Here is a 22,042-nt window from a genome sequence, read left to right as displayed (position 1 = left end):
CCTCTAGTGGAGGCCCGGTTGCGACCTAAAGCGGAAGTAGCTCGCGGTGGAAAGCGGACGTTCAGAAACGCTGTAGATGACCGCCGACAGTTGGTCGGCAAAGCCGGTCGATTGGACGTCCGTGTCGATCAACCTGTTAGACGCCACTTTCCTCTTGCTCTGTGTCGTTATTTCTCTGGGCCACGACGGGGGGACTAGGGAAAACGACTCTGCCAACAGTCGACAAAAGAGCGGCACGACATGCAGCCGCATATTCGGCGTCCTCGTGCGCAAGCAAGTACTGAACGGGCAGAAAGAGGTCAGCGGTTGAAACAAGCGCCGTCGATGACGTTGAGGCGGCTGAGTGGCATTTCTCCGTGAACGGGTCAGATCGGGAACTGGGTTCTTGAAGTCGGAATCCATTTCCGAATAGGACCGGCTTTGCAGGTTCTGAAACCTCCTCCCGCTGTAGGTCTTCATGAATATTCATTGAGAGCTGACGGAGCTTGTCGATGTTTATCGCTTTGCTGTCCTTTCCCTCTGCCTCGCCAATAAGACGACCTTCGGCGGACTCAAAAACCACATCGAATTCAGAATCGGACTGTTTGAATTGGCACGCATTGAAGCCGAGAATGGTTAGGGCGTAGATGATCGCGGCCTCCAGCGGTTTGCCCTTTTCATATAGAAGACCGCGCGGCATAACGGCACCAGAAATCGCCTCGGCGACCTGTTCCTTTTTTCTTTGCGCTGCCTCGACTTGGCGCTCTGCTTCAAGGAGTTGAACGCGTAGCGCTGTCTCCGGTGCGAGCGTGTACTGTGAGGTAGCGGCCCACGGCGGCTCCGGTGTTACCTCCGAAGAGGATCGGAGGGCTTTGTCGAGGGCAACCACGGCAGAAAGGAATGCGCCTGCAAACTGAGTAGCGGCAGACGTCCAGACCTCACTGTTGCCTTTTTTTTTCGTGAAGTTCGGCGGACTGAAATCCATGTCGGGGAGCAACAATAGCGTCCCGGCGGAAGACTTGCTCCGATAGAGTACGCCCACGGTTTTGTCTCCTGCACGAGTCTGAACGCATGCTGGAACATCGGATGCGTTCAGGACAACCCTGTAGCCAGATCTTTCGCCGAACTCGGTCCAGTATGGGGCCAATAATTCAGCCCCCTTCGACGTGAGCTTCATCGAACTCCCAGTTGCTGCTAACGGCTCCAAGCCCATCGGGAGCGTGTCGTAGTTAGTGAGGAGTTCAACGTGACGGGTTGTCTTCTGATTTCGACCGGTACCTGAGTAGGAGCGCCTACCCGTATCTACGTAGGCTTCGTACAAAGAAGGCAGAAAGACAATTACGGTCTTTCCCGTCTCCATAGCCTGTTTAATTTCGCGACGCCAGTGTTCACAACACTCTTTCGCCTCGAACGACGAGCTGTCATTGAAGCACGGCTTGCCTTGGTACGTTTCGTGGTAGTTGTGAAGAAACTCCGAGATTTCTGGTCTGAAGAGAAATATGTCCCAGTCCAGTAGCGATGCCTTTGACCGAAACGTAGCATAGGTTGGCTCGGATGACGCGAGCTCCAGACCGACAGTGAGGATTTTTCTTGCAGCCATATGACACCGTTAACATATGCAGATAACGATATTTTGGCATGCCCGCCGAGCGTCCGCTTATGGCCGAGGCTGTGTGAAAACTCGTGATGGACTTGTTTTCGAGGGTGTTCAAACCCTTCCCTCAACTCCGATCGTCGATCCTGAGTTGATCTGAGAGGCCAACTTCCGACATGACCCTCAGCACGGTGAGTTTTCACACAACCTCGGCCGAAAGCAGACAGGTGCACCGCGCGCAGTCCAGCCAGTCAGTGGAAGCCCTGGGGCAGACCGCCCCGACGGAGACAATCAAGAGTCAAATTGGTAAGCGCGGGGAACACACTTGGACCGTTGTGCCACGTGTTTAGCCGCTAAACCATCAAGACCAAAGACATTCATCGAACCCGTGGATATGTGGATGATCGCTGCGCGACCACTCGGCTCGCTGCGCTCGGCCCATGGACAACCGCTGATGGACAAACGGTGGACAGGCTCCGCCTGACCACGCGCTTGACCACAGGGTGTGCCCACCGGCTTCCCGAGTTTCACCCACATACCCACCGGCCCCCATCTGCCAATCATTAGATGCAGAGCCTCAAAACAGCAGTGCTGATGCTGCAGCATGGGCGTTCTGAAGGCGGGCTAACTCTTCGTCCGCTCCGGGCTGTAGCCGATCGCGTTCATGGCCTAGCTGATCGTTTGCGGCGTGTAGTCGTCCCACGGTGAGTTGGCCACGTCAAGCCGACCCTGGACGTTCGAAATCGTCCATTGCGCGCCACCAGTGACGTCGCCCAGCTCATCCCAAGACAATGGCACTGATACGCCCAACCATCAAACTTGACCTCGTAAAGCCAATCATCTCCGTGCCTGGGAACGCCGTCGACCAAGGTAGCCAACTGAGGCTTTAGGGAAGGCGGCAGATCTGCCTCGAGGCCTGGAAGTTTTGATGCAGCGGACGCCGCTCCGGAGCGGCCGGTCGCATGGGCATTGCCCTTTCGAGGTCGGGTTGCCATGGTTCAGTTCCGCCGGTCACGAACCGATGTGAAGATGAGTAGCCAAGGAGGCCGTTCCACGGCGCCGCTGCCAGACATACGCACGAGGGCCCAGCGGCCCTGCAGGAGCGCGCCATGGAGGCGGAATCTCAGATGGCCGGCCTCGTATCCGCCTGCATCGCCCGCCAAGTTCCACTCTCCGGCGTCCCACACAGATACCGGCTCCCCGCTGAGCGGGGATACCGCAGTACGTCCTCTACGCTTCCGTCCGACCGAGGGAACTGCCGGCTGCTCCATCGCGATGCGTCTCGCCTTCGGGTCATCCGGCATCCCGTTGATTACCGTCCAGCGCCTCATCGCATCAGGAGATCGAACCGTTCCTGTTGGTTCAGGGACCGATAGACGATGAATTTTCGGCCGTTGTCCACGGTCCTGCCCCACCACGATAGCTAGGAGCGCTTGGCGCCGGTCTGGCCCTTCAGATGCTCTCGCACCGCTGTTGCTGAGACGCCGACGGCCTGCACAGCCTTTCGCAACTGTTCGTCACTCACGTCCAACTCGTTGGTCCAGTAATGAAGCTCGTGGGCCTCGTTCACGTTGATACGCGACCGGTCTTGCGCACCGCGATTTTTCAGATCGTCCGACATGAAATCCTCCTTCTCGTGTTGGACCCATGCTCGCAGCAACCAGCGTGCCTACGGTGCGGCACGTCGGCATCGTTTAGCTGCTAAACACCCTGGGGATGATCTGCGCGACCGCGTGGCTGGTGTTTAGCCGCTAAACGCGCCGCGGATCTCTGCCAAAACGAAAGCGCCCCATTCGGGGCGCTGGTTTGTGGGCCGGTTAAGCGGCCGGTAGGCGGAAGCCCGGTCGCCTCTCGGCGACGGAGACTGCAAACGGACTGGTGGATCGTTTGGCACCTCGCTGTGCCACCTCTCTCTTCCAGCCTTCCTCCCAGGCATTCACTCGCTCGATCCATTCGCGGGGAGATTCCCCGGTGTGACCTGGCATAGCGTCCGCCTTCAGATACGGGCAACTTAAGAGACTCAGACCCTTGCGGGCCGCCTCCGCGCCTTCCTTCTGGATCTCGATGAGCATGGCCTCGCTCTCCAAAAGTGGTGGGGGTCCAGTATGCCAATGAAACGGCGTTCGAATCAATGGTGCCGCTGTACGGGGCGGGATAGTCTTAGCGCGGCCCCATACCCTTGCGAAGCTTCTTCGGGTCTTCCAGGAGCTCGCGGACCATCTGTTCTTGCTCCGCCACACAGGGCTCGGCGGAGAGGATCTCAAACCACTCATCGTACACCGGCCCCAGCACCCCGGACGGCCGTTTGAATCCACCGGACAATTGCTTGGTGCGCAATATGAACGAGCGGTACCGCTTGACCTCCTGCAGGAGGGCCAGAAGATCGGCATCACTGATCTTTCCGTCCGGACCGCGATGGCGATCTTGGATGGCGCGCAGCTGGGCGATGCGAAGCGGAGGCTTGAACGGCATGATGCTGAACCACTGTATGGACATACAGTATAAACAAGCCTAGAATCCGCGCCATAGCGCCCTATTTCCCAGGGGCAACACTGGGCCACGGCCATGAGCGATCCCGAAGATTGGCGGCGTATGGATGACTACTACTGGGCAGGACCGCGTGGGTGGACCATTTGCCGCGTTTGGGTCGACGGCCGTTATCAGCACGAGCTATGGCACAGCCGAGGGGACTCGGGGCGGCTGGTCGGCATGCGCGCATCGTTTGAAGCCGCGCTCGCCCTGTTTGACCACCAGCCGCGGTCTTGACCATCAGATTGGTTCAATGGCGTCCGGCAGCTGATACTTCGAGTTGCCGACTTCCTGCCGAACGGGATGCCAGGTGAAGGCGTCCTCGGGTACACCTTCGTGGAGCAGATCGCGGGCTTCGGCGGCCGAGATTGCTGGATCGGCCCAGCGCTGCGCGATCGCGGGCGGCAATGCCACCGGACGCCTCGCGTGGATGTCCACCATTCCACCCTTCGTATCGTTGGTCACGATCGCAAAGCCATGAGCGGCATCGAGCGGCGCGCCGGGCGACCAGGCCGTCAACGCGGCGAAGTAGAGCGGGCCATCACCGTGAATATAGTGGGGTTGCTTCGCGCCGTCCGCGAGCATCGGCCACTCGTACCAGCCGTCTGCAGGCACCAGGATGCGGCCAGCTCCGATGAGAAAGCGCCAGGGCCATCCGTTCTTCAGAATGGTCTCCAGCTTTGCGTTACTCATGAAGTGTTTGGAGTCTGGACGCTTGTAACCCCAGGGCAGTCTGCCCATGGCCTCGGTGCCTTCAGCCAGGCGATGCAAAGTGAGCGGGCGCGTGCCCGGAGGTATGTTGAAGCGCGGCCCCGTCGGGTCCGCGAAGATCTGGCTCTGGTTGGTAAAGATCAGCTCAACGTAGTCCCGCGGACCTGATTTCTGAACAATACGACCGCACATCGACCACCTCTGTGAATGCAGATGTCTGGCCAGTATAGGCGCGCGCGGGGTGTGCGGCAGGAGGTCAACACTGGAGGAGAGAGGGCGGTCTTGCGTCTTTGGCGATTGTGACACGCTGTTCTCGCCGTCAAGTGCTGCGCAACGCCGACGGTGCCGGCGCCGCTTGCGGCCAGGGGCCGGCGGGCCACTTGACCGCTCCGCTGCAGCGTATCCCAGGATCGCCGGGCAATCCCGCCCGGCACTGGAGATCCAGCAATGCAGTATTCCATCGCGTTCAACACCATCGATCACGCCGCCGGCGCGCTCTTCGTGCAGGATTCCGCTGGCGAGGTGCGCCTTGCGGCGCCAAAGGAGATCCTCGCCGCGGCACGCGAGGTCGTCCTGCAGGAGATCCAGCGCGGCCAGCTCATGGATTCGCCCAAGCTCGTGCGCGAGTTCCTGCAGCTGCGGTTGAACCCGAGTCTTGAGCACGAAGTGTTCGGCATCCTGTACCTGAACCCGCGCGCGGAACTGATCGCATATGAAGAACCGTTCCGGGGGACGTTGAGCACCACTCCTGTATATCCGCGCGAGATCGTCAAAGCTGCGCTGGCGCATAACGCGGCGAGCGTGATCTTGGCGCACAACCATCCGAGCGGTCACGCAGAGCCGAGCGCGGCCGACATCAGCATGACGCGTCAGCTCAAGGATGCACTCGCATTGGTCGGCACCACCGTACTCGATCACTTGGTTGTGGCCGGCAGCAGGATCGTCTCGTTCGCAGAGAAGGGCATCATGCCCTGACCTGCGGCGCCGGGCCTGGCGCTGGTGTCAGGCCTTGGGCGCATCTTTGCCCTGCGCGCACCGGGCGCAAGGGGCTTTCGCGGCATATAGCCGCTCGCTGCGCTCGCTTTATATTCCACGTCCCCTTGCCCCCGGCGCTTGTTCCGCAGGGCGCCAGTGCTCCCGTCCCGCCACCCGGCCGGGCCCTACTTCTGAGGAGCACGAAATGACCCAAGCCACTCTTTCCGTCGCACGCCTGGTTCCCGATGGCGAACGCATGAACTTTCTTCCCAAGGCGTTCGGAAGTCGCCTGATGCTGCGCGGAGAGATCAGCGTCTACAACTGGTTGGATCGCCTGTCGCAGGAATACAGCGGCGGCTTCTGGCACTACTACGAGATCCCGAACGGCTTCTACATGGCCCCCGCCGACTACGAGACGCTTCACATCGTCTGGCCGATGAACTGGTGCGACCGGACGATGTCGGCAGACGCCGCCGGCATCGTGGCCACGCTGTACGCCCTCTGCGAACTGTGCAGCCAATACCGTAGCGATGACCTGGCAGAGAAGTACCACGCCCTGCGCGACTTCGCCGGCGAACAGGCCGAGGCGAACGCCATCTTCGCGGCGATCGATTAACGCCATCCCGGCCCGCTTCGGCGGGCCTTTCTTCTTCTGGCCGCCATCAGGCCATCGTGGCTCAGTCCCTGCTAAGTGACGCTGCAGAGGAACGGCTGCGCTTTGAAGGTGGACCGTGGAAAGCCATACGGGGTGGCGGGTCTGCTTTCCCGGTCAGGGTGCCACGTCGTTCTCGCGTTCAAGTGCGGCGCGGCCCGGGCTACGCCCGAGCCGCTGGCGGCCGCTGGCCGTCTTCGACACTTGAGCGCTGCGCTGCGCCGTGCCTCTCAAGTTCCGGGCATTCCCGCCCTGGCAACCGGAGAGAGTACATGGCCAAAACCTCAAATGCACAACAACGCCGTTTCCTGAACAACGCGGACGCCCACCAGAAGGAAATCGTCAGCCTCATTCGGCAGGTCGCGCACACGCGTGGGATCGACCGCGTGTGGAGCGACTGGGTGGAGATCTGCGCGATCGCATTGGCCCGTGCCGATCTCGCGCAGCGCGAGGCGCGCGAGCAGCGCTACCAGCAGGTAATCGCTCAGTACGAGCGGGCCGAGCTGGACTTGCTGGTGCAAGCGTTCTCGCACCTGGTCATGGCCTACGAGGTCCGGGTTCAAGCAGCAGACTTTGGCGACGTGCTGGGCAGCACGTTCATGATGCTGGACATGGGCAACGCCGGCACCGGCCAGTTCTTCACGCCGTACGAGGTGTCGCGCCTGATGGGCAACATGATTATGGGCAACGGCCAGGATCTCATCGACAAGACGGGGGCACAGGGGTTCGTGCGCGTACTGGAACCAGCCTGCGGCGCTGGCGGCATGTTGATCGCGGCTGCGCACGCAATGCATGATGCGCAGCTGAACTATCAGCAGTGCATGCACGCCACTGCAATCGACATCGATCAGCGCTGCGTGCATATGACGTTCATCCAGCTGGCGCTCTTGCACGTGCCGGCCGTGGTGATTCATGGCAACGGCCTTACGGGTGAGTGCCGAGAGCAATGGTTTACGCCCGCACACATCCTGGGCGGCTGGGGCGCGCGTCTTCGCCGTCGCGAAGCGGGGGAGGGCGCTCGAGCGCTCCTGCAGGCGCCGGCGGCCGTGCCAGATCACCATGTCGACCAGGTTGCGGCCGACAGTTCATCGGCCGAGATCGATGCGCCGCTGCAGGCCATTCCGAAGGCCATCCGCCAAGCCGCTGCCGCTGGCCAGATGTCGCTCTTCTAGCGAGGTTGCAATGGCCCCTCACGGGGCTTGGCGCGCCGGCGACGCGCCATCTTCGGCATATGGAGAACCGCAAGCACTGCACGGAGCATACAGTCGCATCCCACTCACACACGGACGCTAGGGCCGCTGCGCGCGGCTTTGTAGCCGCGGCCCCATCTTCAAGGGCTTTCGCGGCATAAACCGCTCACTGCGTTCGCTATTTATTCCACGTCCCTTGACCGCGCTTTCGTGGGCTGCGCCCGCCTGCCCCGTGCAGTGCAATGCAGATCGGCTGACATTGCTGCACGCAAGGAGCCAACCATGAGTCGTGTTGTCCTGGGCGATTGCCTGTCCGTTCTCCCCACCTTGCCTGATCGCTGCGTCGATCTGGTCCTGACCGATCCGCCATACCTCGTCAACTACGTGGACCGCTCAGGCCGGAGCATCGCCAACGATCGTACCGACGAATGGCTGGCGCCGGCGTTCGCACAGATGTTCCGCGTCCTTCGCGATGACGCCTTCTGCATTTCGTTCTACGGCTGGAACCGCGTGGACCGATTCTTTGCCGCCTGGCGCGCCGCCGGCTTTCGCGTCGTCGGCCACCTGGTCTTTGCGAAGCAATATCAATCCAAAGCGCGATTTCTCGCGTATCAGCACGAGTCGGCCTACTTGCTGGCCAAGGGGCAGCCGGCGCTCCCGGCCGAGCCCTTGCCAGACGTCATGCGTTGGAAGTACAGCGGCAACCGCCACCATCCGACGCAAAAGCCCGTCGAATGCCTGGCGCCGCTGATCGAATCTTTCAGCCGCCCGCGGGACATTGTGCTGGATCCGTTCGCCGGCTCGGGTTCGACGTGCGTGGCCGCCCGCCAGGTCGGCCGGCGCTTCTACGGCATCGAAATGGATCCGAAGTACCACGCAGCCGCAACGCAGCGCTTGCAGCTCGCCCGCCAAGAGAGGATCGCAGCATGAGCCGGGACGACGCAATTACGGGTGGCCTGGTCGCATTCTTGCAGGGCTACGGAAAACACGACTTGGACGGCCTGGCGGCGATCGCCAGATACAGCGCCTGGCCGGCGCTGGCCGCCCGCGAGAACGAGCGGCGCATGGCGCGAATTATCGAATCACTGCCGCTCGATGAAGTGCAAGCGATTGCCCGGTCGGAAATCGACCTCAATGAATTGGCCCGCCGAGTGCTGGCCGCGCTGGACCCGGAGTGAGCCCAGGGGCCATGGTAGAACTTTCCATGGCGGCTCGCGCCGCCATTGCGGACATCGCGCGCCGCGTTTTGAACCTGGAGACGCTGGATTGCCGAGGACGCGCCCAGCTCGTCTATCACGAACTGTTCGTAGGCCAGTTGCGCGAGGCGCTGGAGGCCGCGTACTTGGCCGGCATGGTGGACCACTATCGCCGAAAATGAGAAAAGCGGCGCCGGCCTGCCGGCCGGCGCTGCACTTCACATTAGTCCGAGCACACGCGTCATATTGGCGGCAATCTGGCTGCGAATGGCAGCGCGCGCTTCGGCGGCGGTGGCGAAAAAAGTGCCGGGCGGGCCTACACCTTCCCACGGCCCCCGCTGCCCGTATCGGATGCTGGCCACAATCCCGGCGCCGTCGTCGGTCGGCGTCATCGAGTACGCAGCCCTGACCCCATTTACCACCATGGTGCCCTCCATTGTTCCTCCTGTTGTCAGCCTATTCGCGGTTTTTTTTCACGAGTTAAGAATGCCACTGCGCTAGTGTTGCGCTACTAGGAAAAACACGCATCCGCCGTGTCACAGCTCGTGCTAGATTGCGGGCCTTCGTGACCCACGCACCGTTCCGACATGGATGAGCCAAAAAAGAGACGCCGTACCAAAAAGCAGGCGCCAGAGTTGCATTGCTCGTTCTGCGATAAGTCCCAATATGAGGTGCGAAAGCTCGTTGCCCGAGGTGACAACGATCAGGTCACGATCTGCGACGAGTGCATTGAAATGTGCATTGGGATCATCAACGATGAGTCGTTGGTAGAGCTCAAAGATCGTCCGAAAGCGCTGTTCGACTACATCGTTCGACAGCATGAAGTCATCGGCCAGGCGACGGATCGGGCAAATAAGGCCATGGATCTGCTGAACATCTCGCCTTCGACAGATTCGCAGCGCTGAAACGCACAAGGCCAGACCGGTCAGGACGTCGGCGCGGGCCGTTTTCGGACGGAGTGTTCACCCCTGGGCGTGCCCCTACGCCTTCGGCTGCGGGTCGGGCTCTCGCGCTTCGCGTTGAGCCTGGCCAACCCCGCCAGTCTCACCCCCGGTGGGGCTTCCAGCCGTCCCTCCCTTCGGTCGGCTCACGCCTTCGCGCCTGCCGGCGCTGCGCGCTATCGCTTGCGGGCCGCCTTGCGGCCAGCTTGACCCGCGCTGCGCGCGGGTAGGGGCGCTCGGCGCGCGCCTGGCTTTGGTGTCGCCGCCCTGTCTCTCGCAATGCATCCATTCCCGCGAGCCCCGTCCTAAAACGCCGACCGTACCACTGCGCTCCTCCCTCCAAGGGTCCGGTGCTCACCCGTTCGGTGCTCGCCTTTGGCTGCGCTCCGCGTGCGGCCTCTGCTCCGGCCCTTTCCAGTCGTCACTACGTGGCCACGGACGGCACGGACAGGCCTCACAGGAACGGATGCGAATAACGCGGAGGGAAAGACCATGAACAACCAAATCCAACAAACCTACGCTCGGACGACTTCTTCAGGATCGGCTGGCGAACAGGACACGACTGATATGCCTATCGTGATTTACACGGTGCTGGGTGGCGCTGAATGCGCCTTGACTAAAGCGGCCCTGGCGCAGCGCGGCCTTCAGTACGCCGAGCGCAGCGCGATGGACTATGCGCCCGCCCTGGCTCGTAAAGGCTTTGATTTCGCGCCCGTCGTGACCGCCGCGATTGAAAACGAGTTGCTCGCCTGGACCGGCCATCGCCCCGACCTCATCGAACTGTTGGCCGACCTGATGGATACCGGCGTGGTCGACGCGGACGGTTTGCGCGACAGGGAAACGGCCGACGAAGCCGTGTTGACCCGGTTTCAAGTGGTGCTGGAACTGCGCGACCACCAAGCGAACGCCCAAGAATTCTTTGCCGAACATGGCGACCAGCCGCTGTATCGCGGGCGCGACCTGCTGAACTGGCTTGGCTACTAAGTAAAAGGCCCCTGTCGGCGGCAACCGACAAGGGCCATCACCCGCAACCTCGGACTAGGAGATTCGTGATGAACCACGACTTTATCAGATTGGCGAACGACATGCGCCGCGCCCACTTGCTGGGCCTGGGCTTTCGCATTCCCGCGATGACCATGCGCCAGCTTACCGCCCTCATCGCCGCGCTCGACGCGCCCGAATTCCCCGCGCAACTGCACTGATTTGATATCGACCCGGAGCATTTTGATGAAACTCGATTCCAACGAACTCGCCGCCGTCCACGCCGCCGCAACGCGCACAGAAATCCCGCATTCGCAACTGCGCCTGAGTGAGGCGTATCAGGCCCGTGGCCTGGAAGACCGGAAGCAGGACGCCGAGATTCTGGAACTGAAAGCCACCATCCTGGCGATGGGCGGATTGCTGCAAAACCTCGTTGTGGTCGCAGCGCCGGACGGTTCCTATGAAGTGTGCGCGGGCGGACGGCGCTGGACGGCCCTGGGCCTGCTGATCGCGGACGGCGTTTTTCCCGCCGACTGCCCGGTCCCTTGCCTTGTCATTCCGGCCGCTCACGCGCACCACGCCAGCCTGATCGAAAACATCGGGCGCAAGGCGATGCACCCGGCAGATGTGTACGCGGGATATGCGCGCTTGCGTGCCGAAAACTGGACGGTTGCGGCCATCGCCGCCGCGCATGGCGCGTCCGAATCGGCGGTCAAGAAGCTGCTGGCGCTGGGCAGCGTGTCGCCCACGCTCATGCAGTTGTTCCGCGACGGCAAAATCAAGATGGACGAAATGCAGGCGCTGGCATCCGTCTCTGACCATGCTCGCCAGGAGGCGGCATGGAAGGCATCGGCGGGCCAATACTGGAACCGCGATGACCACATTCGCCAGTTGCTGGCCGAAACCGAAATGCGCGGCGATTCGCCCGTGGCGCGGTACGTGACCGTCGCCGCATACGAGAAGGCGGGCGGCGAGGTTCGCCGCGACCTTTTCGAAAACGACGCCTATCTGACCGACCCGGAGAAGGTGCGCAGCATGGCCGATGCCAAGATGCAGCGATCCAAGCTGTTCAAGGCGGTGCAGGCAGAAGGCTGGTTGTGGGTGGAATGCCGCGTGTCTTTCGAGTACGCCGACAAAAAGTCTTTCGGCGAGATTCAGCGCGTCCTTCAGGAGCCCAGCAAGGCCCAGGCCAAGCAGATCGACGGACTGCAAAAGAAGACGGAAGCGGCGCGGACAAAGCTGGCTGAATTGCAAGAGGCCGAAGGCCAGGACGCGGCCGACCTGGACAAGGTTCGCGGCCTGATTCGCGGCTATGAAGGGCAGCTTCGTGAAATCCGGGCCGAGCTTTACGACTACCCGGCCGACCTGAAAGCCCTGTGCGGAGCGATTGTGCACCTGGACTACCATGGCGACTTGACCGTCACGCGCGGTTTGATTCGCCAGGACGAGCGCGACGCCGTGGCGCAGGCCACGCGCAGCAACGACGCAGAGGGCCAGACGGTGACGGGCGTGGACTTGCCCCCGGTAAAGACGCGCCCGGTGCATTCCGAAGCCCTGACAAATCGTCTGCAAGCCCAAAGAGTGATTGCCTTGCAATACGAAGTCATGATGCGCCCGCAATTGGCTCTGTGCCTGCTGGTGGAGCAGATGCTGGGCGATATGGACTGGAACCGGCGCAGCGCCAGCGGCGATACGTTCGATTTCTCGGCACGGTCGGCCCAACATGAATTGGCGAACACGGACCCCGATATCAAGGACTGCGCGGCCTGGACCGCCGTGCAGGAAATGATTGGGTCGGTCACGAAGGACGTGCCGGAAGATGAAAGCGCCGTCCTGCCCTGGCTCCTGAACCAGTCCCAGGCCGATGTTCTCGACATGCTGGCCGTGCTGACGAGTCTGACGATCTACCGCCGCCGCAGCAATGCGCACGGCGCGGAAACCAAGCACCTAGACCGTTTATCGGGCCTTGTTGATCTCGACATGAGCAAGTGGTGGAAGCCGACCGCGCAGTCCTACCTTGCCCATGTGTCCAAGGACCGAATCGCGGCAGTGGTCACAGATGCAGTCGATGCCGAGCAGGCGAAGCCGCTGCTTGCGATGAAGAAGGCGCAGGCCGCCGCAGCAGCGGAGCAATTGCTGGAAGGGAAGGGCTGGGTGCCTGAACTGATGCGCGTCCAACCCCTTCAGGCCGCAATGGCCGTGGAACACCCGATGGGAGAAATGGAGGACTAAAGAGCATGTGCGCCGGGGTCGCTGCGCGGTCCCTGGCTGAGGAGGCGAGCCGACGGACATTGCGGTCCCTCGGTCGCCCGCACCGGGAAACCTTCGGAATATTCCCTTGATGGAATATTCCGTGCAGGCTATAATCTTTAAAACAGCTTAGGCGGGGAATCGATGGTTTGGGAAGTTGAGTTCACGGATGAGTTCGAAGACTGGTGGAACAGCTTGTCGGTCAGCGAACAGGAATCGGTGGCCGCCACGGTCGGCCTGCTGGAGGAACGGGGCACGTCGTTGGGCTTTCCACATTCGAGTGGAATTAACGGCTCCAGGCACGAACACATGCGCGAGCTTAGAACTCAGGCGGGTGGGCATCCCTTGCGTACCCTGTACGCCTTTGACCCCAGGAGGACCGCCATTTTGCTGATCGGCGGCGACAAAACGGGGAATGACCGCTGGTATGAAGAGTTCGTGCCGCGAGCGGACAAGCTTTACGACGATCATTTGGAACAATTGCGAAAGGAAGGGCAGATCAATGGCTAAGAAATTTGCAGCACTCCGGGCGGCCATGTCGCCGGAATCTCAGCTTCGCGCCAAAGCCGCTACGGAAGAGATGCTTCGGGACATGCCGCTACAGGAATTGCGTCAGGCCCGTGGTCTGTCGCAAAAGGTCCTGGCCGAGATCTTGCACGTGCAACAGCCGTCCATCGCCAAGATGGAAAAGCGGACGGACATGTACATTTCGACGCTGCGCAGCCACATCGAGGCCATGGGTGGCCAACTGGATGTGGTTGCCCGGTTCCCGGACGGTGCAGTGCGGATCAGCAACTTTTCCGACCTGTCGGGCAAGGTGGCGGGAGCAGACCTAGGGGAAGCTAGGTCGTGACAATGCACTGCCCGCCGCATCCCGGCGAGATTCTCCGGGAGGATGTCATTGCCCCCCTGGGGCTGTCCGTCACCGAAGCGGCTGACCGGCTGGCCATGTCCAGGGTCGCGCTGTCTCGGGTGCTCAACTGCAAGGCTGGGATCAGTCCCGACCTCGCGGTCCGGCTGGAACGGGCCGGGGCAAGTACTGCCCAGGCGTGGATTGCGATGCAGGCCAACTATGACCTTTGGCAAGCACTTCAGCATGAGCAGCCGCCAGTCCGGCCTTTGGCCTCCGTGGCTGACGTTCACTAACCACCGCGACACCCGCCAAAGCAAGAGGGCCGCCCTAGGGGCGGCCCTTTTGCTTTGGATGAACGGCGTCTTGGATTGGGGCGTCCAGTCCCACCGGCTGCGCCGGCGGGGCCGTCCTTCGGACTTCGTGAGCGTCCCCCGGACGCCCACAGGTGCCCTTAAGGCCCCCGCCGCCAGGGCGGCGGCGGGTCCCTTAAAGCCACCACACACTACGCACCCTCCGGGTGCGGTTATCTCTTTGATTTTTTGGGGCTTTCCTCGCGCAGAATTGTTTTCTTTTGTCCTACAACAAACCGCGCTAAAGCGCCAGAGGCCACGCGGGCAGCGGGTTTGCCCGGAATGCAGCCGTATACATTCCGCCGATTCTTGACATTCTCGTCGTCGGGCGCTGGGTGATGAGACAACTATGAGACAGGTGTCAGACACGTGTGAGACAACTATGGGACATGTGTGAGACATCTATGAGACACACATGAGACCACAGTGGGACAACAGTGAGACAAAGTACGCCCCAGGCGACAATCGCAACATGAAATCGACTTGTGCTGTGTCATTTCTTGCGCTTGACCGTGGTTCAGGGCCGCTGCCAGTCGGCCGATTGTCCGAACCTAGTCGCGCGAGGAAACGTGACATTTCGGGCAGGCGGTCATGCCTGTGGTGTCGGATCTGTCCTAAGGGCAGTTTCCGACCGGGAACCGCGAGCGGCCCTTGTCGACTGGCCGATGACGACCCGTTGCAGCCCTTTGGGTCGGCGCCGTCTAACGGCAGCTTTCAAGGGGTTAGTGGTCAGTCCCAGCGGAGTGGCTGCTTGGACATGTCATTGCGCATCCCCTCGAAAGGTGAATGATCTTGGAGAACAAGTGCAGACTGAAAACGAGGCGAAGCGGCACCGCGACGGTCGGAAGGCGACGTCCGGCTCGCTTCCTCAGGCCGCGTCAGGGTGAGGACGGTGCGACACTGAGCAGGTGCGCCCTCATGTCGGAGGAGGTGCTCGGCGGGGAACCGAGGCGCACGGTCAAACGGGGTAACGTTCGCATTGTGTCTCCGATGTTCGGGTATGTGGTCCCTGTGGGACCAGGCTCCACCCAAAAAGCGGACGGCGCTCCTGGGTATTGACCTGCGGAAAGGCCGGCCTCTGCAGCGCTGAAGCGGCGGCTCGCTCGGGGCCGGCCGCCGCGGTCGGGGCTGCAGTCAGCTCTGCTCCCCGTCGCGCATCTCGTGCAGCCTGTAGCGCATTTCGCAGTCGAGATAGTCTTCGGTGTGGATCAGCACTTGATCGGACGCCAGAAGCACCACGCCGTATTGCGGCTGCTCATGTACACCGATGATCTGGCTCTCGTCGCCGTGCAGATCGAGCGCGACCTGATGGTTAGTGCCACGCAGCGTCGAGTAGCCGATGCCTCGAAAGACACCGCAGATCGGGCGGTGGATGTGGCCGAAAAACACCTGCTGGATACGTGCTTCGAAGCCGGCGATGGCGGCCATGAACGGCCCGGTGTCACGCAGCGAGAGGAAGTCCATGCTGCGGATGCCGATCGGGAAGAATGGATGGTGCATGAACAGCAGCACCGGCTTGGCCGTCCCCTCCAGTTGCTCGCGCAACCAGGCTGCGCGACGCTCGCAGAAAACGCCCCAGTGCACGCCCGGCTCGTTGGTGTCGAGGAACACCGCCAGGTGATCGCCGAAGTCCACCGCATACTGCACAAAACCCTCGGGGTCGCGCCCGACGTGCGGGAAGTACTTCTGGAAGATTTGGCGATGATCATGGTTGCCCAGGATCGGGAACACCGGCATGGTGAGCGGCGCCAGGCATTCGCGCAAGTGTTCATACGCGCCGGTGTGGCCGTAATGGGTCAGGTCGCCGGTGATGGTCACGGCCTGGGCGTCGGGCTGGTGAGCCAGAATGTGAGCTACCGCCTGCTGCAGCCGCTGCTTGGGATTGGTGCCATACAGATCGCCAGCGTCGGCGATCAGGTGGGTGTCGGTGAGATGGATGAATTTCATCGCGGCGCTCAGTTCAGCAGCTTCTGCACATCGCGCGTCATGGCGTCCAGCGCGGCGTCGGGCTTGGTGGACTTGTCGAACACGGTCTGCAGATGATCATTGATCACGTCAGTGATCTTCAGGCCGTTTTCGCCCGGGAACGCATACCAGCCGGTCAGCCACGGCAGCTGGCGAACGGCAGTGTATTGGTTCGGATTGGCGTCGTAATAGCCCTTGAGCTTGGCGGGGTCGTCAATCGGCAGGGTGTTGGCGGGGAAATAGCCGGTGCCCTTGGTCATGATGGTGGCCCCTTCGGGGCCGGTGGCGAACTTGATGTATTCCCAGGCAGCCTTCTGGTGCGCCGGGTCTTTAGCAAACATCATGGCCACGTTGCCACCGGCCGGCACGCGAGCGTTATCCCCATAGGTCGGGAAGAACCCCGTCACCATCTTGAACTTGCCGCCGATCTGCTTCTCGATGGTCGACAAGCGTGACGTGGACGATGACAGCACAGCGAGCTTGCCGGTCACAAACAGCTGGGCGGCGTCCTTGTATTTTAAGTTCTGCATGGTGCCGTGCTCGACCATGCGGCCCATCTGCTCGATCGACTCGCGGCCGGTCTGGTCATCGAAGGCCACCTTGGCTTCGCTCGCGTCGAGCATGCTGCCGCCCTTCGAGAACACCATGGCCTGCCAGAGCCAGTTGCCGGTGATTTCCCAGTCGTAGTGCAGGCCATTGGTGCCGGCGTTGGCGGCGCGCGACTTGTCGGCGGCGGCGAGGATGTCGTCCCAGGTTTTGGGCAGCGCGTCGGCCTTCACGCCGGCGCGCTCCAGCAGGTCCATGTTGTAGTAGACGATCGGGGTCGAGAGCGAGAAGCCGATACCCACCTGCTTGCCATTGACTTGGCCGAGCGACATCAGCGCAGGGCTATACCCGCTCTTATCCCAATCCTTCTCGGCCTGGATGAAGGGCGTGAGATCGACCGCGATGTTGCGGTCGACGAACACGCGTTGGCGGTTCAGGCCCTGGTACGACACGTCGGCCAGTTGGCGCGTGACGGCATGCCGCAGCGCCTGTTGCGCGGCGGCCTCGTATTCGGGCGTGGGCGCGCGGAACTTCACGGTGTAGTCGGGAAACTTCTCCGTGAAGCGCTTGGCGATTTCCTCGTGCACCGTGTTGAACATGTCGGGATAGGGGTAGTCGACGATCAGTTCTATCTTGGCGGCCTGGGCGGCATTGCCGATCAGGGCGACGCCGGCCAGCAGGCCGAACAGCAGTTTGAATTGCATGGAGGTTCCTTTAACCTTTGACACCGGTGAGGGTAACGCCCTCGATGAAGCGCTTCTGCGCCGACAGAAAGAACAAGAGCAAGGGCAGGGTGATGATCACCGTGCCTGCCATTAGGGGGCCGAAATCCGTGCCGGCTTCCTCGTTCTTGAAGAACATGGTGCCCAGCGGCGGGGTGGCCAGATCGGTGGTGTTGATTACCAGCAGCGGCCAGAAGTAGTCGTTCCAATGCCACACCACGGAGAAAATCGAGAAGGCGATGAGCGCGGGCATAGCCGCAGGCATCATCACGCGCCACACCAATTCGAACTCGCCCATGCCGTCCAGCCGCGCAGCATGGATCAGGTCGTCGGGTACGCCTATAAAGAACTGGCGCATCAGGAAGATGCCGAAGGCTGAGGCGATGAACGGCAGAATTAACGCTGCGGTGGTGTCGAGCAGGCCGGCGTGATAAAGCAGGATGTAGAGCGGGATCGCGGTGGCCTGGAATGGAATCATCAGCGATAGCAGCACCAGACCCCAGGCCAGGCGCTTTCCACGGAATTTGAGCTTGGCAAAGCAATAGGCGGCCGGCAGCGACACGATGATCTGCAGGATCAGGATCCCGCCGCACACCACGATGCCGTTCCACAGATAGCGCAGCAGTGGCACCTGGGTCAGCGCGCGGGTGTAGTTGTCGACCGCGGCCCACTGCCGCGGCAACAGGTGGAAGCCGTCGCGGAAGATCTCGTCGGCCGGTTTCAGCGATGTCGACAGCATCCAGACGAAGGGCAGCAGATAGACCGCGGCGCCGGCCAGTAGCAGTGTGTGACGCAGCACGCGCCAGGGCAGCCCGGGTTGCATGGGATTTTTCATCAGTGGAGTGTCCGTTTTTCCATGCTGGCCTGCTGCACCAGCGTGAGCACGAAGATGCAGCCGACGAACACCACCACCATGGCCGCCGCATAGCCCATGCGGAAGAAACCGAAGCCCTCGGCGTAGATGGTGTGCAGCAGCACCTCCGTGGATTTGTTGGGGCCGCCCTGGGTCAGCGCGTGTACCGTATCGAACACCTGCAGCGAACGGATACCGCACACCGTGACAACGAACAGCATGGTTGGGCCGAGCATCGGCAGAGTGAGCCGCAGCAGGCGGTCGAGCGGATGGCGCATGCCGTCGAGCAGGCTGGCGTGGCGCAGTTCGGCCGGGATGCTTTTCAGACCGGCCAGGAACATCACCAGCGCCAGGCCCGACATCTGCCAGATGCCGATGGCCGCCAGCGCCGGCAGGGCCAGGTCGTAGTCTTTGAGCCAGTTGCGCGGCTCGGCGCCGAACCAGCCCAGCACGTGGTTGAGAAAGCCCACCGAGGGGTGCATCAGGAACTGCCACACCACCGCCATCGCGATCAGTGTCGAGGCCACCGGCATGAAGAACGCGGTGCGGTAGAAGCCGCGCCAGGAATCATGCGACTCGATTAGGAGCGCCACGGCCAGGCCGATTGCGATCGAGCCAAGCGACACCACCATGAGGTAGTACACGGTGTTGGCGAAGCTCTTGCGGAACGTGGTGTCGTTCCACAGATCGGCGTAATTGCCCAGGCCGATCCAGTTCCAGCTGGCCGCGCCGAACTGCCAGTCGGTGAGCGACATGAGCGCTACCACCACCAGCGGCAGCACCAGCAGCAGCAGGGTCAACACCAGGCTTGGCCCGAGTAGCAGCGTTAGTTGCAAAGGCTTGATGCGCATCCCGGCTCCTAGGCGGCCAGCGACAGCGCGCGCTGGCCGTCAGCGAGACTGTGGCCGTCGGCATCGAACGCATGCCAGGCCGTCAGTGGCACGTACACGCGCAGCACCTCGCCGGTGTGGATGCGGTTGCTGGCGGGCAGCACCACGACGACCTTCTCCGCCCCTGCAGTCTGCAGCGTAACCATGCAGTCGGCCCCGGTGAATTCCACCAACTGCACCGTGCCGCTTACCACCAGGGCATCGCGCATGGGCGCGAGCGTGGCGGCGTGTGGACGGAATGCCATTCGGGTGCTGCGCGTGGGGAAGTGTGGCTCGATGGCCTGTTCCTGCAGCGCAGCGCGGCCGGCGCCGTCGTGGCCCACGGTCAGGAAGTTGATGCGCGGCGCGCCCACGAATGCGGCGACGTCTGCGTGTTGAGGCGCGTGGTAGATCTCCTGCGGCGTGCCCAACTGCAGAATGTGGCCACCCTTCATCACCGCCACGCGATCCGACATGGACATGGCCTCGTGCTGATCGTGCGTGACATAGACGAAGGTCACGCCGAGCTGGTCGTGCAACTGGCGGATTTCGCTGCGTAGCGACTGGCGCAGGTTCGCATCGAGATTGGAGAGTGGTTCGTCGAACAGGAATAGCGAGGGTCGGCGCACCATCGCGCGTGCCAACGCCACGCGCTGGCGCTGGCCGCCAGAGAGCTGGGCTGGCTTACGTGTCCATAGATGGTCGATGCCCAGGATACCGGCCACCTGGCGGCCCTGGTCCTGCGCGTCGCGCACACGGCGGCGCGTACCGGGGATGAGCCAGCGCGCACCGGGCAGGCGCTGGGCGAAGTTGAGTGAGCGCATATAGAGCGGGGTGCAGATGTTGTCGCCCACGCTCATGTGTGGATAGAGCGCGTACGACTGGAACACCATGGCGCAGTCGCGTTCGCTGGGCGACTGCGCCAGGATGTCGGTGTCGCCCTTGCGCAGGGTGCCGCTGTCGGGCATCTCCAGTCCGGCCAGCAGCTTGAGCAGCGTGGACTTGCCACAGCCCGAGGCGCCCAGCAGGGTCAGGAACTCGCCATCGTGGATGGTGAGCGAGAGACGGTCGAGCACTGTCGTGCTGCCATAGGACTTGCTGATCTGGTCAAGGACGAGGTCAGTCATCTTCTGTCTCCAGGACGCGGGTGGGGTGCGACGCGATCCAGTGCTTCAGGTCGCCGGCATGGTCATAGGTGAATACGGCGGGGGCAAGGTCACCGGGCCGGGCATGGTAGCCACCGCGATGGGCGGCGAAATCCACGCGGGCGGCCTGTGCGCAGCGCGCGTCGACCTGCGAGTCCCCCACGAACAGGGCCCGTCCGGAGGGATGGCCGACACGTTCGAGTGTGGCCAGCAGCGGCGCGCCATCGGGCTTGGGCGGCAGACCGTCGTCGAGACAATGGACGTGGCTGAAGTGCGCGCGCCATTCGTGGTGCGCCAGCAGGGTCAGGGTGGAGGCGCGGTCGCGGTTGGTGCACACGGCCAGCGTATGGCCGGCCGCCCGCAGGCCGGCCAGCAGTGCGCCGGTGCCGGCGTAGGGCGTGGCCGTCACCAGCGTGTGATCGAGATAGTGGCGCGACATTGCCGCGAACAGCGCGGGACGCGCCCCGTCTTCAGGGCCGGCCAGTTGCGCGGCGGCGCGTTTGAACATTGGGCCGACGCCCTGGCTCAACGCCAGACGCAGCGCGGTCGGATCGAGACTGGGGGCCGAGGCCGGGGCCACGGCGCGCACGGCCGCCAGCAGGCTGGGCCAAGTATCGAGCAGCGTGCCGTCGAGATCAAAAACGATCGCTGGATAGGGGGTGAAAGTTGTCATGTCCGCTACTTTATTGATCGAATGTGACGCAGATATGAACAAATTCGTTTATAAAAGATCAATATCGATCATTTCATTTTTTAAGGCTCCAGAAATCTCTGTGTGATAGGGTGGCGGCCCCGGCCCGATAACGATCAAATATGCTCAAAGCCGAACGTCAGCAGCGCATCCTCGCGCGTATGCAAGAAACCAACGCCGTGACCGTGCGCGATCTGGCGCAGGCCTTTTCGACCTCGCCCATCACCATCCGGCGCGATCTGCTCGAACTGGGCGACAAAGGCATGCTGGCACGGACCCATGGCGGCGCGGTGGCCTTGCACGAGGTGCTGGCCGAGGGCAATGCGCGCTATGAGATGTACAGCTATGCCGAGCGGCACAATCAGCAGTCGGCCGAGAAGGCCGCGATCGCGGAGTGCGCGGCGCAGTACATCTCCGATGGCGACAGCATCCTGATCAACGCCGGCACCACTGCGCACGCGCTGGCTCAGGCTCTGCGCGGCCACCAGGATCTACACGTCATCACCAACGGGCTTTCCGTGGCCGCGGCGGCCGGGCAGAGCCGAATGGCGTATGTGTATGTGCTGGCTGGCCGGCTCGACACTCGCAAACAGGCCACTATCGAGCGCGCCGACAACGACACGCTGTCGGGCATCCAGATCCGGGAGGCGTTTCTCGGGGTGCACGCGGTGTCCGCCGCCGGCATATTCATGCGCGACAGCGAGGACGGCGCCATGAACCGCGCCTTCATCGCGGCGGCGAGCCGTACCACCGTGATGGCCGACCACACCAAGCTCAACGCGCATGCCAGTTTCCGCGTGGCCGCCTGGCAGCAGGGGCAGCGCCTGATTACCGATCCGGCGGCCGACCTGGAGGTCGTGGCCGCGATCCGCGCCCAGGGCGTGGAAGTGGTGATCAGCGCCTAGGCGGGTAGGGGCGCGGACCCGGTCGAGCTCTCAATGGCGAGTTAAAGCGGACATTCAAAAGGGCAAGTTATACGACCGCTTCTGGCCGGTCGCCGCCCTCCGACGTGCGGCGGGCGACTTCCGAGCCAAAGCAATCATTGCGCTT

At 62.4% G+C, this 22,042-nt stretch carries 27 protein-coding genes; 14 read left to right on the top strand and 13 right to left on the bottom strand.

Annotated elements, in window-relative coordinates:
• Nucleotides 1-136: 136 nt before the first annotated feature.
• From B3098_RS10865 to B3098_RS10850, 6 genes are all read right to left on the bottom strand, one after another.
• Nucleotides 137-1,579 carry a hypothetical protein gene (locus B3098_RS10865; protein ID WP_152383410.1) on the bottom strand — a complete coding sequence of 481 codons (1,443 nt, stop codon included), beginning with the start codon at nt 1,577-1,579 and terminating at the stop codon, nt 137-139.
• A gap of 992 nt (nt 1,580-2,571) precedes the next feature.
• The gene (locus tag B3098_RS29135; protein ID WP_373982105.1) at nt 2,572-2,904 is read right to left on the bottom strand and encodes a DNA polymerase ligase N-terminal domain-containing protein; all 333 of its coding nucleotides are present in this window, start codon (nt 2,902-2,904) and stop codon (nt 2,572-2,574) included.
• 92 nt (nt 2,905-2,996) lie between these two features.
• The gene (locus B3098_RS10860) at nt 2,997-3,194 is read right to left on the bottom strand and encodes a DUF3606 domain-containing protein (RefSeq protein ID WP_152383412.1); all 198 of its coding nucleotides are present in this window, start codon (nt 3,192-3,194) and stop codon (nt 2,997-2,999) included.
• Nucleotides 3,195-3,390: 196 nt separating this feature from the next.
• Complete coding sequence (locus B3098_RS29035) at nt 3,391-3,645, bottom strand: CrpP-related protein (RefSeq protein ID WP_175157257.1); 255 nt, start codon at nt 3,643-3,645, stop codon at nt 3,391-3,393.
• Nucleotides 3,646-3,733: 88 nt separating this feature from the next.
• A complete protein-coding gene (locus tag B3098_RS10855) occupies nt 3,734-4,045 on the bottom strand; it encodes a hypothetical protein (protein WP_152383413.1) in 312 nt (103 codons plus the stop codon).
• Nucleotides 4,046-4,342: 297 nt separating this feature from the next.
• Complete coding sequence (locus B3098_RS10850) at nt 4,343-5,005, bottom strand: SOS response-associated peptidase (protein WP_175157256.1); 663 nt, start codon at nt 5,003-5,005, stop codon at nt 4,343-4,345.
• Between the two features lie 255 nt (nt 5,006-5,260).
• Between B3098_RS10850 and radC the strand changes: the two genes are divergently transcribed.
• The 6 genes from radC (at nt 5,261) to B3098_RS10820 (ending at nt 9,008) form a co-directional block, all read left to right on the top strand.
• Nucleotides 5,261-5,788 (top strand): RadC family protein, encoded by a 528-nt coding sequence (gene radC, locus B3098_RS10845; RefSeq protein WP_152383416.1) that lies wholly within the window; start codon nt 5,261-5,263, stop codon nt 5,786-5,788.
• Between the two features lie 205 nt (nt 5,789-5,993).
• Complete coding sequence (locus tag B3098_RS10840; RefSeq protein ID WP_152383417.1) at nt 5,994-6,404, top strand: antirestriction protein; 411 nt, start codon at nt 5,994-5,996, stop codon at nt 6,402-6,404.
• A gap of 308 nt (nt 6,405-6,712) precedes the next feature.
• Nucleotides 6,713-7,612, top strand: a complete 900-nt coding sequence (locus B3098_RS10835; protein ID WP_175157255.1) for an N-6 DNA methylase — start codon at nt 6,713-6,715, stop codon at nt 7,610-7,612.
• A gap of 300 nt (nt 7,613-7,912) precedes the next feature.
• Nucleotides 7,913-8,560: a DNA methyltransferase gene (locus B3098_RS10830; protein WP_152383419.1), complete on the top strand. Its 648-nt coding sequence runs from the start codon at nt 7,913-7,915 to the stop codon at nt 8,558-8,560.
• Nucleotides 8,557-8,808 (top strand): hypothetical protein, encoded by a 252-nt coding sequence (locus B3098_RS10825; protein ID WP_152383420.1) that lies wholly within the window; start codon nt 8,557-8,559, stop codon nt 8,806-8,808. Before B3098_RS10830 ends, B3098_RS10825 begins: the two co-directional genes overlap by 4 nt.
• A gap of 11 nt (nt 8,809-8,819) precedes the next feature.
• Nucleotides 8,820-9,008 carry a DUF6900 domain-containing protein gene (locus B3098_RS10820; protein WP_152383421.1) on the top strand — a complete coding sequence of 63 codons (189 nt, stop codon included), beginning with the start codon at nt 8,820-8,822 and terminating at the stop codon, nt 9,006-9,008.
• 36 nt (nt 9,009-9,044) lie between these two features.
• Here the strand turns inward: B3098_RS10820 and B3098_RS10815 are convergent, their stop codons facing one another.
• Nucleotides 9,045-9,263 (bottom strand): hypothetical protein, encoded by a 219-nt coding sequence (locus tag B3098_RS10815; protein WP_175157254.1) that lies wholly within the window; start codon nt 9,261-9,263, stop codon nt 9,045-9,047.
• Nucleotides 9,264-9,413: 150 nt separating this feature from the next.
• On the opposite strand from B3098_RS10815, the gene B3098_RS29130 reads away from it, so the two are divergent.
• The 7 genes from B3098_RS29130 to B3098_RS10780 all read left to right on the top strand — a co-directional run bounded on the left by B3098_RS29130 (nt 9,414) and on the right by B3098_RS10780 (nt 14,144).
• Nucleotides 9,414-9,731 (top strand): ClpX C4-type zinc finger protein, encoded by a 318-nt coding sequence (locus B3098_RS29130; protein WP_152383423.1) that lies wholly within the window; start codon nt 9,414-9,416, stop codon nt 9,729-9,731.
• Nucleotides 9,732-10,259: 528 nt separating this feature from the next.
• Nucleotides 10,260-10,751, top strand: a complete 492-nt coding sequence (locus B3098_RS10805; RefSeq protein WP_152383424.1) for a hypothetical protein — start codon at nt 10,260-10,262, stop codon at nt 10,749-10,751.
• Nucleotides 10,752-10,819: 68 nt separating this feature from the next.
• Complete coding sequence (locus B3098_RS10800; RefSeq protein ID WP_175157253.1) at nt 10,820-10,969, top strand: hypothetical protein; 150 nt, start codon at nt 10,820-10,822, stop codon at nt 10,967-10,969.
• A gap of 25 nt (nt 10,970-10,994) precedes the next feature.
• Nucleotides 10,995-12,980: a ParB/RepB/Spo0J family partition protein gene (locus B3098_RS10795; protein ID WP_152383425.1), complete on the top strand. Its 1,986-nt coding sequence runs from the start codon at nt 10,995-10,997 to the stop codon at nt 12,978-12,980.
• A 162-nt stretch (nt 12,981-13,142) separates the two neighbouring features.
• Nucleotides 13,143-13,508 (top strand): type II toxin-antitoxin system RelE/ParE family toxin, encoded by a 366-nt coding sequence (locus B3098_RS10790; protein WP_152383426.1) that lies wholly within the window; start codon nt 13,143-13,145, stop codon nt 13,506-13,508.
• Complete coding sequence (locus tag B3098_RS10785) at nt 13,501-13,851, top strand: XRE family transcriptional regulator (protein ID WP_152383427.1); 351 nt, start codon at nt 13,501-13,503, stop codon at nt 13,849-13,851. Before B3098_RS10790 ends, B3098_RS10785 begins: the two co-directional genes overlap by 8 nt.
• A 2-nt stretch (nt 13,852-13,853) precedes the next feature.
• Entirely contained in the window at nt 13,854-14,144 is a 291-nt protein-coding gene (locus tag B3098_RS10780; protein ID WP_152385420.1) for a HigA family addiction module antitoxin, read from the top strand.
• Nucleotides 14,145-15,335: 1,191 nt separating this feature from the next.
• Here the strand turns inward: B3098_RS10780 and B3098_RS10775 are convergent.
• Genes B3098_RS10775 through B3098_RS10750 form a run of 6 tightly spaced genes read right to left on the bottom strand, consistent with a single transcriptional unit; the run spans nt 15,336 to nt 20,974 of the window.
• Nucleotides 15,336-16,148, bottom strand: coding sequence for a phosphodiesterase (locus B3098_RS10775; RefSeq protein ID WP_035199189.1), 813 nt, complete (start codon nt 16,146-16,148; stop codon nt 15,336-15,338).
• Nucleotides 16,149-16,156: 8 nt separating this feature from the next.
• Nucleotides 16,157-17,416, bottom strand: a complete 1,260-nt coding sequence (locus tag B3098_RS10770; protein ID WP_026382205.1) for an ABC transporter substrate-binding protein — start codon at nt 17,414-17,416, stop codon at nt 16,157-16,159.
• 10 nt (nt 17,417-17,426) lie between these two features.
• A complete protein-coding gene (locus B3098_RS10765; protein ID WP_026382206.1) occupies nt 17,427-18,269 on the bottom strand; it encodes a carbohydrate ABC transporter permease in 843 nt (280 codons plus the stop codon).
• A complete protein-coding gene (locus B3098_RS10760) occupies nt 18,269-19,138 on the bottom strand; it encodes a carbohydrate ABC transporter permease (RefSeq protein WP_026382207.1) in 870 nt (289 codons plus the stop codon). The genes B3098_RS10765 and B3098_RS10760 overlap by 1 nt, the downstream gene beginning before the upstream one ends.
• Before the next feature lie 8 nt (nt 19,139-19,146).
• Nucleotides 19,147-20,283 (bottom strand): ABC transporter ATP-binding protein, encoded by a 1,137-nt coding sequence (locus tag B3098_RS10755; protein WP_026382208.1) that lies wholly within the window; start codon nt 20,281-20,283, stop codon nt 19,147-19,149.
• Nucleotides 20,276-20,974 carry an HAD family hydrolase gene (locus tag B3098_RS10750; RefSeq protein WP_051428994.1) on the bottom strand — a complete coding sequence of 233 codons (699 nt, stop codon included), beginning with the start codon at nt 20,972-20,974 and terminating at the stop codon, nt 20,276-20,278. The genes B3098_RS10755 and B3098_RS10750 overlap by 8 nt, the downstream gene beginning before the upstream one ends.
• Before the next feature lie 140 nt (nt 20,975-21,114).
• Between B3098_RS10750 and B3098_RS10745 the strand changes: the two genes are divergently transcribed.
• Nucleotides 21,115-21,897 carry a DeoR/GlpR family DNA-binding transcription regulator gene (locus tag B3098_RS10745; RefSeq protein WP_026382209.1) on the top strand — a complete coding sequence of 261 codons (783 nt, stop codon included), beginning with the start codon at nt 21,115-21,117 and terminating at the stop codon, nt 21,895-21,897.
• Nucleotides 21,898-22,042: the final 145 nt, after the last annotated feature.

Origin of the sequence: Achromobacter sp. UBA2119, assembly GCF_002331005.1 — a bacterium.
Classification (GTDB): domain Bacteria; phylum Pseudomonadota; class Gammaproteobacteria; order Burkholderiales; family Burkholderiaceae_B; genus Achromobacter; species Achromobacter animicus.
Note: the sequence above shows the minus strand (reverse complement) of the source record. Positions and strands in the feature narration are given on the sequence as shown.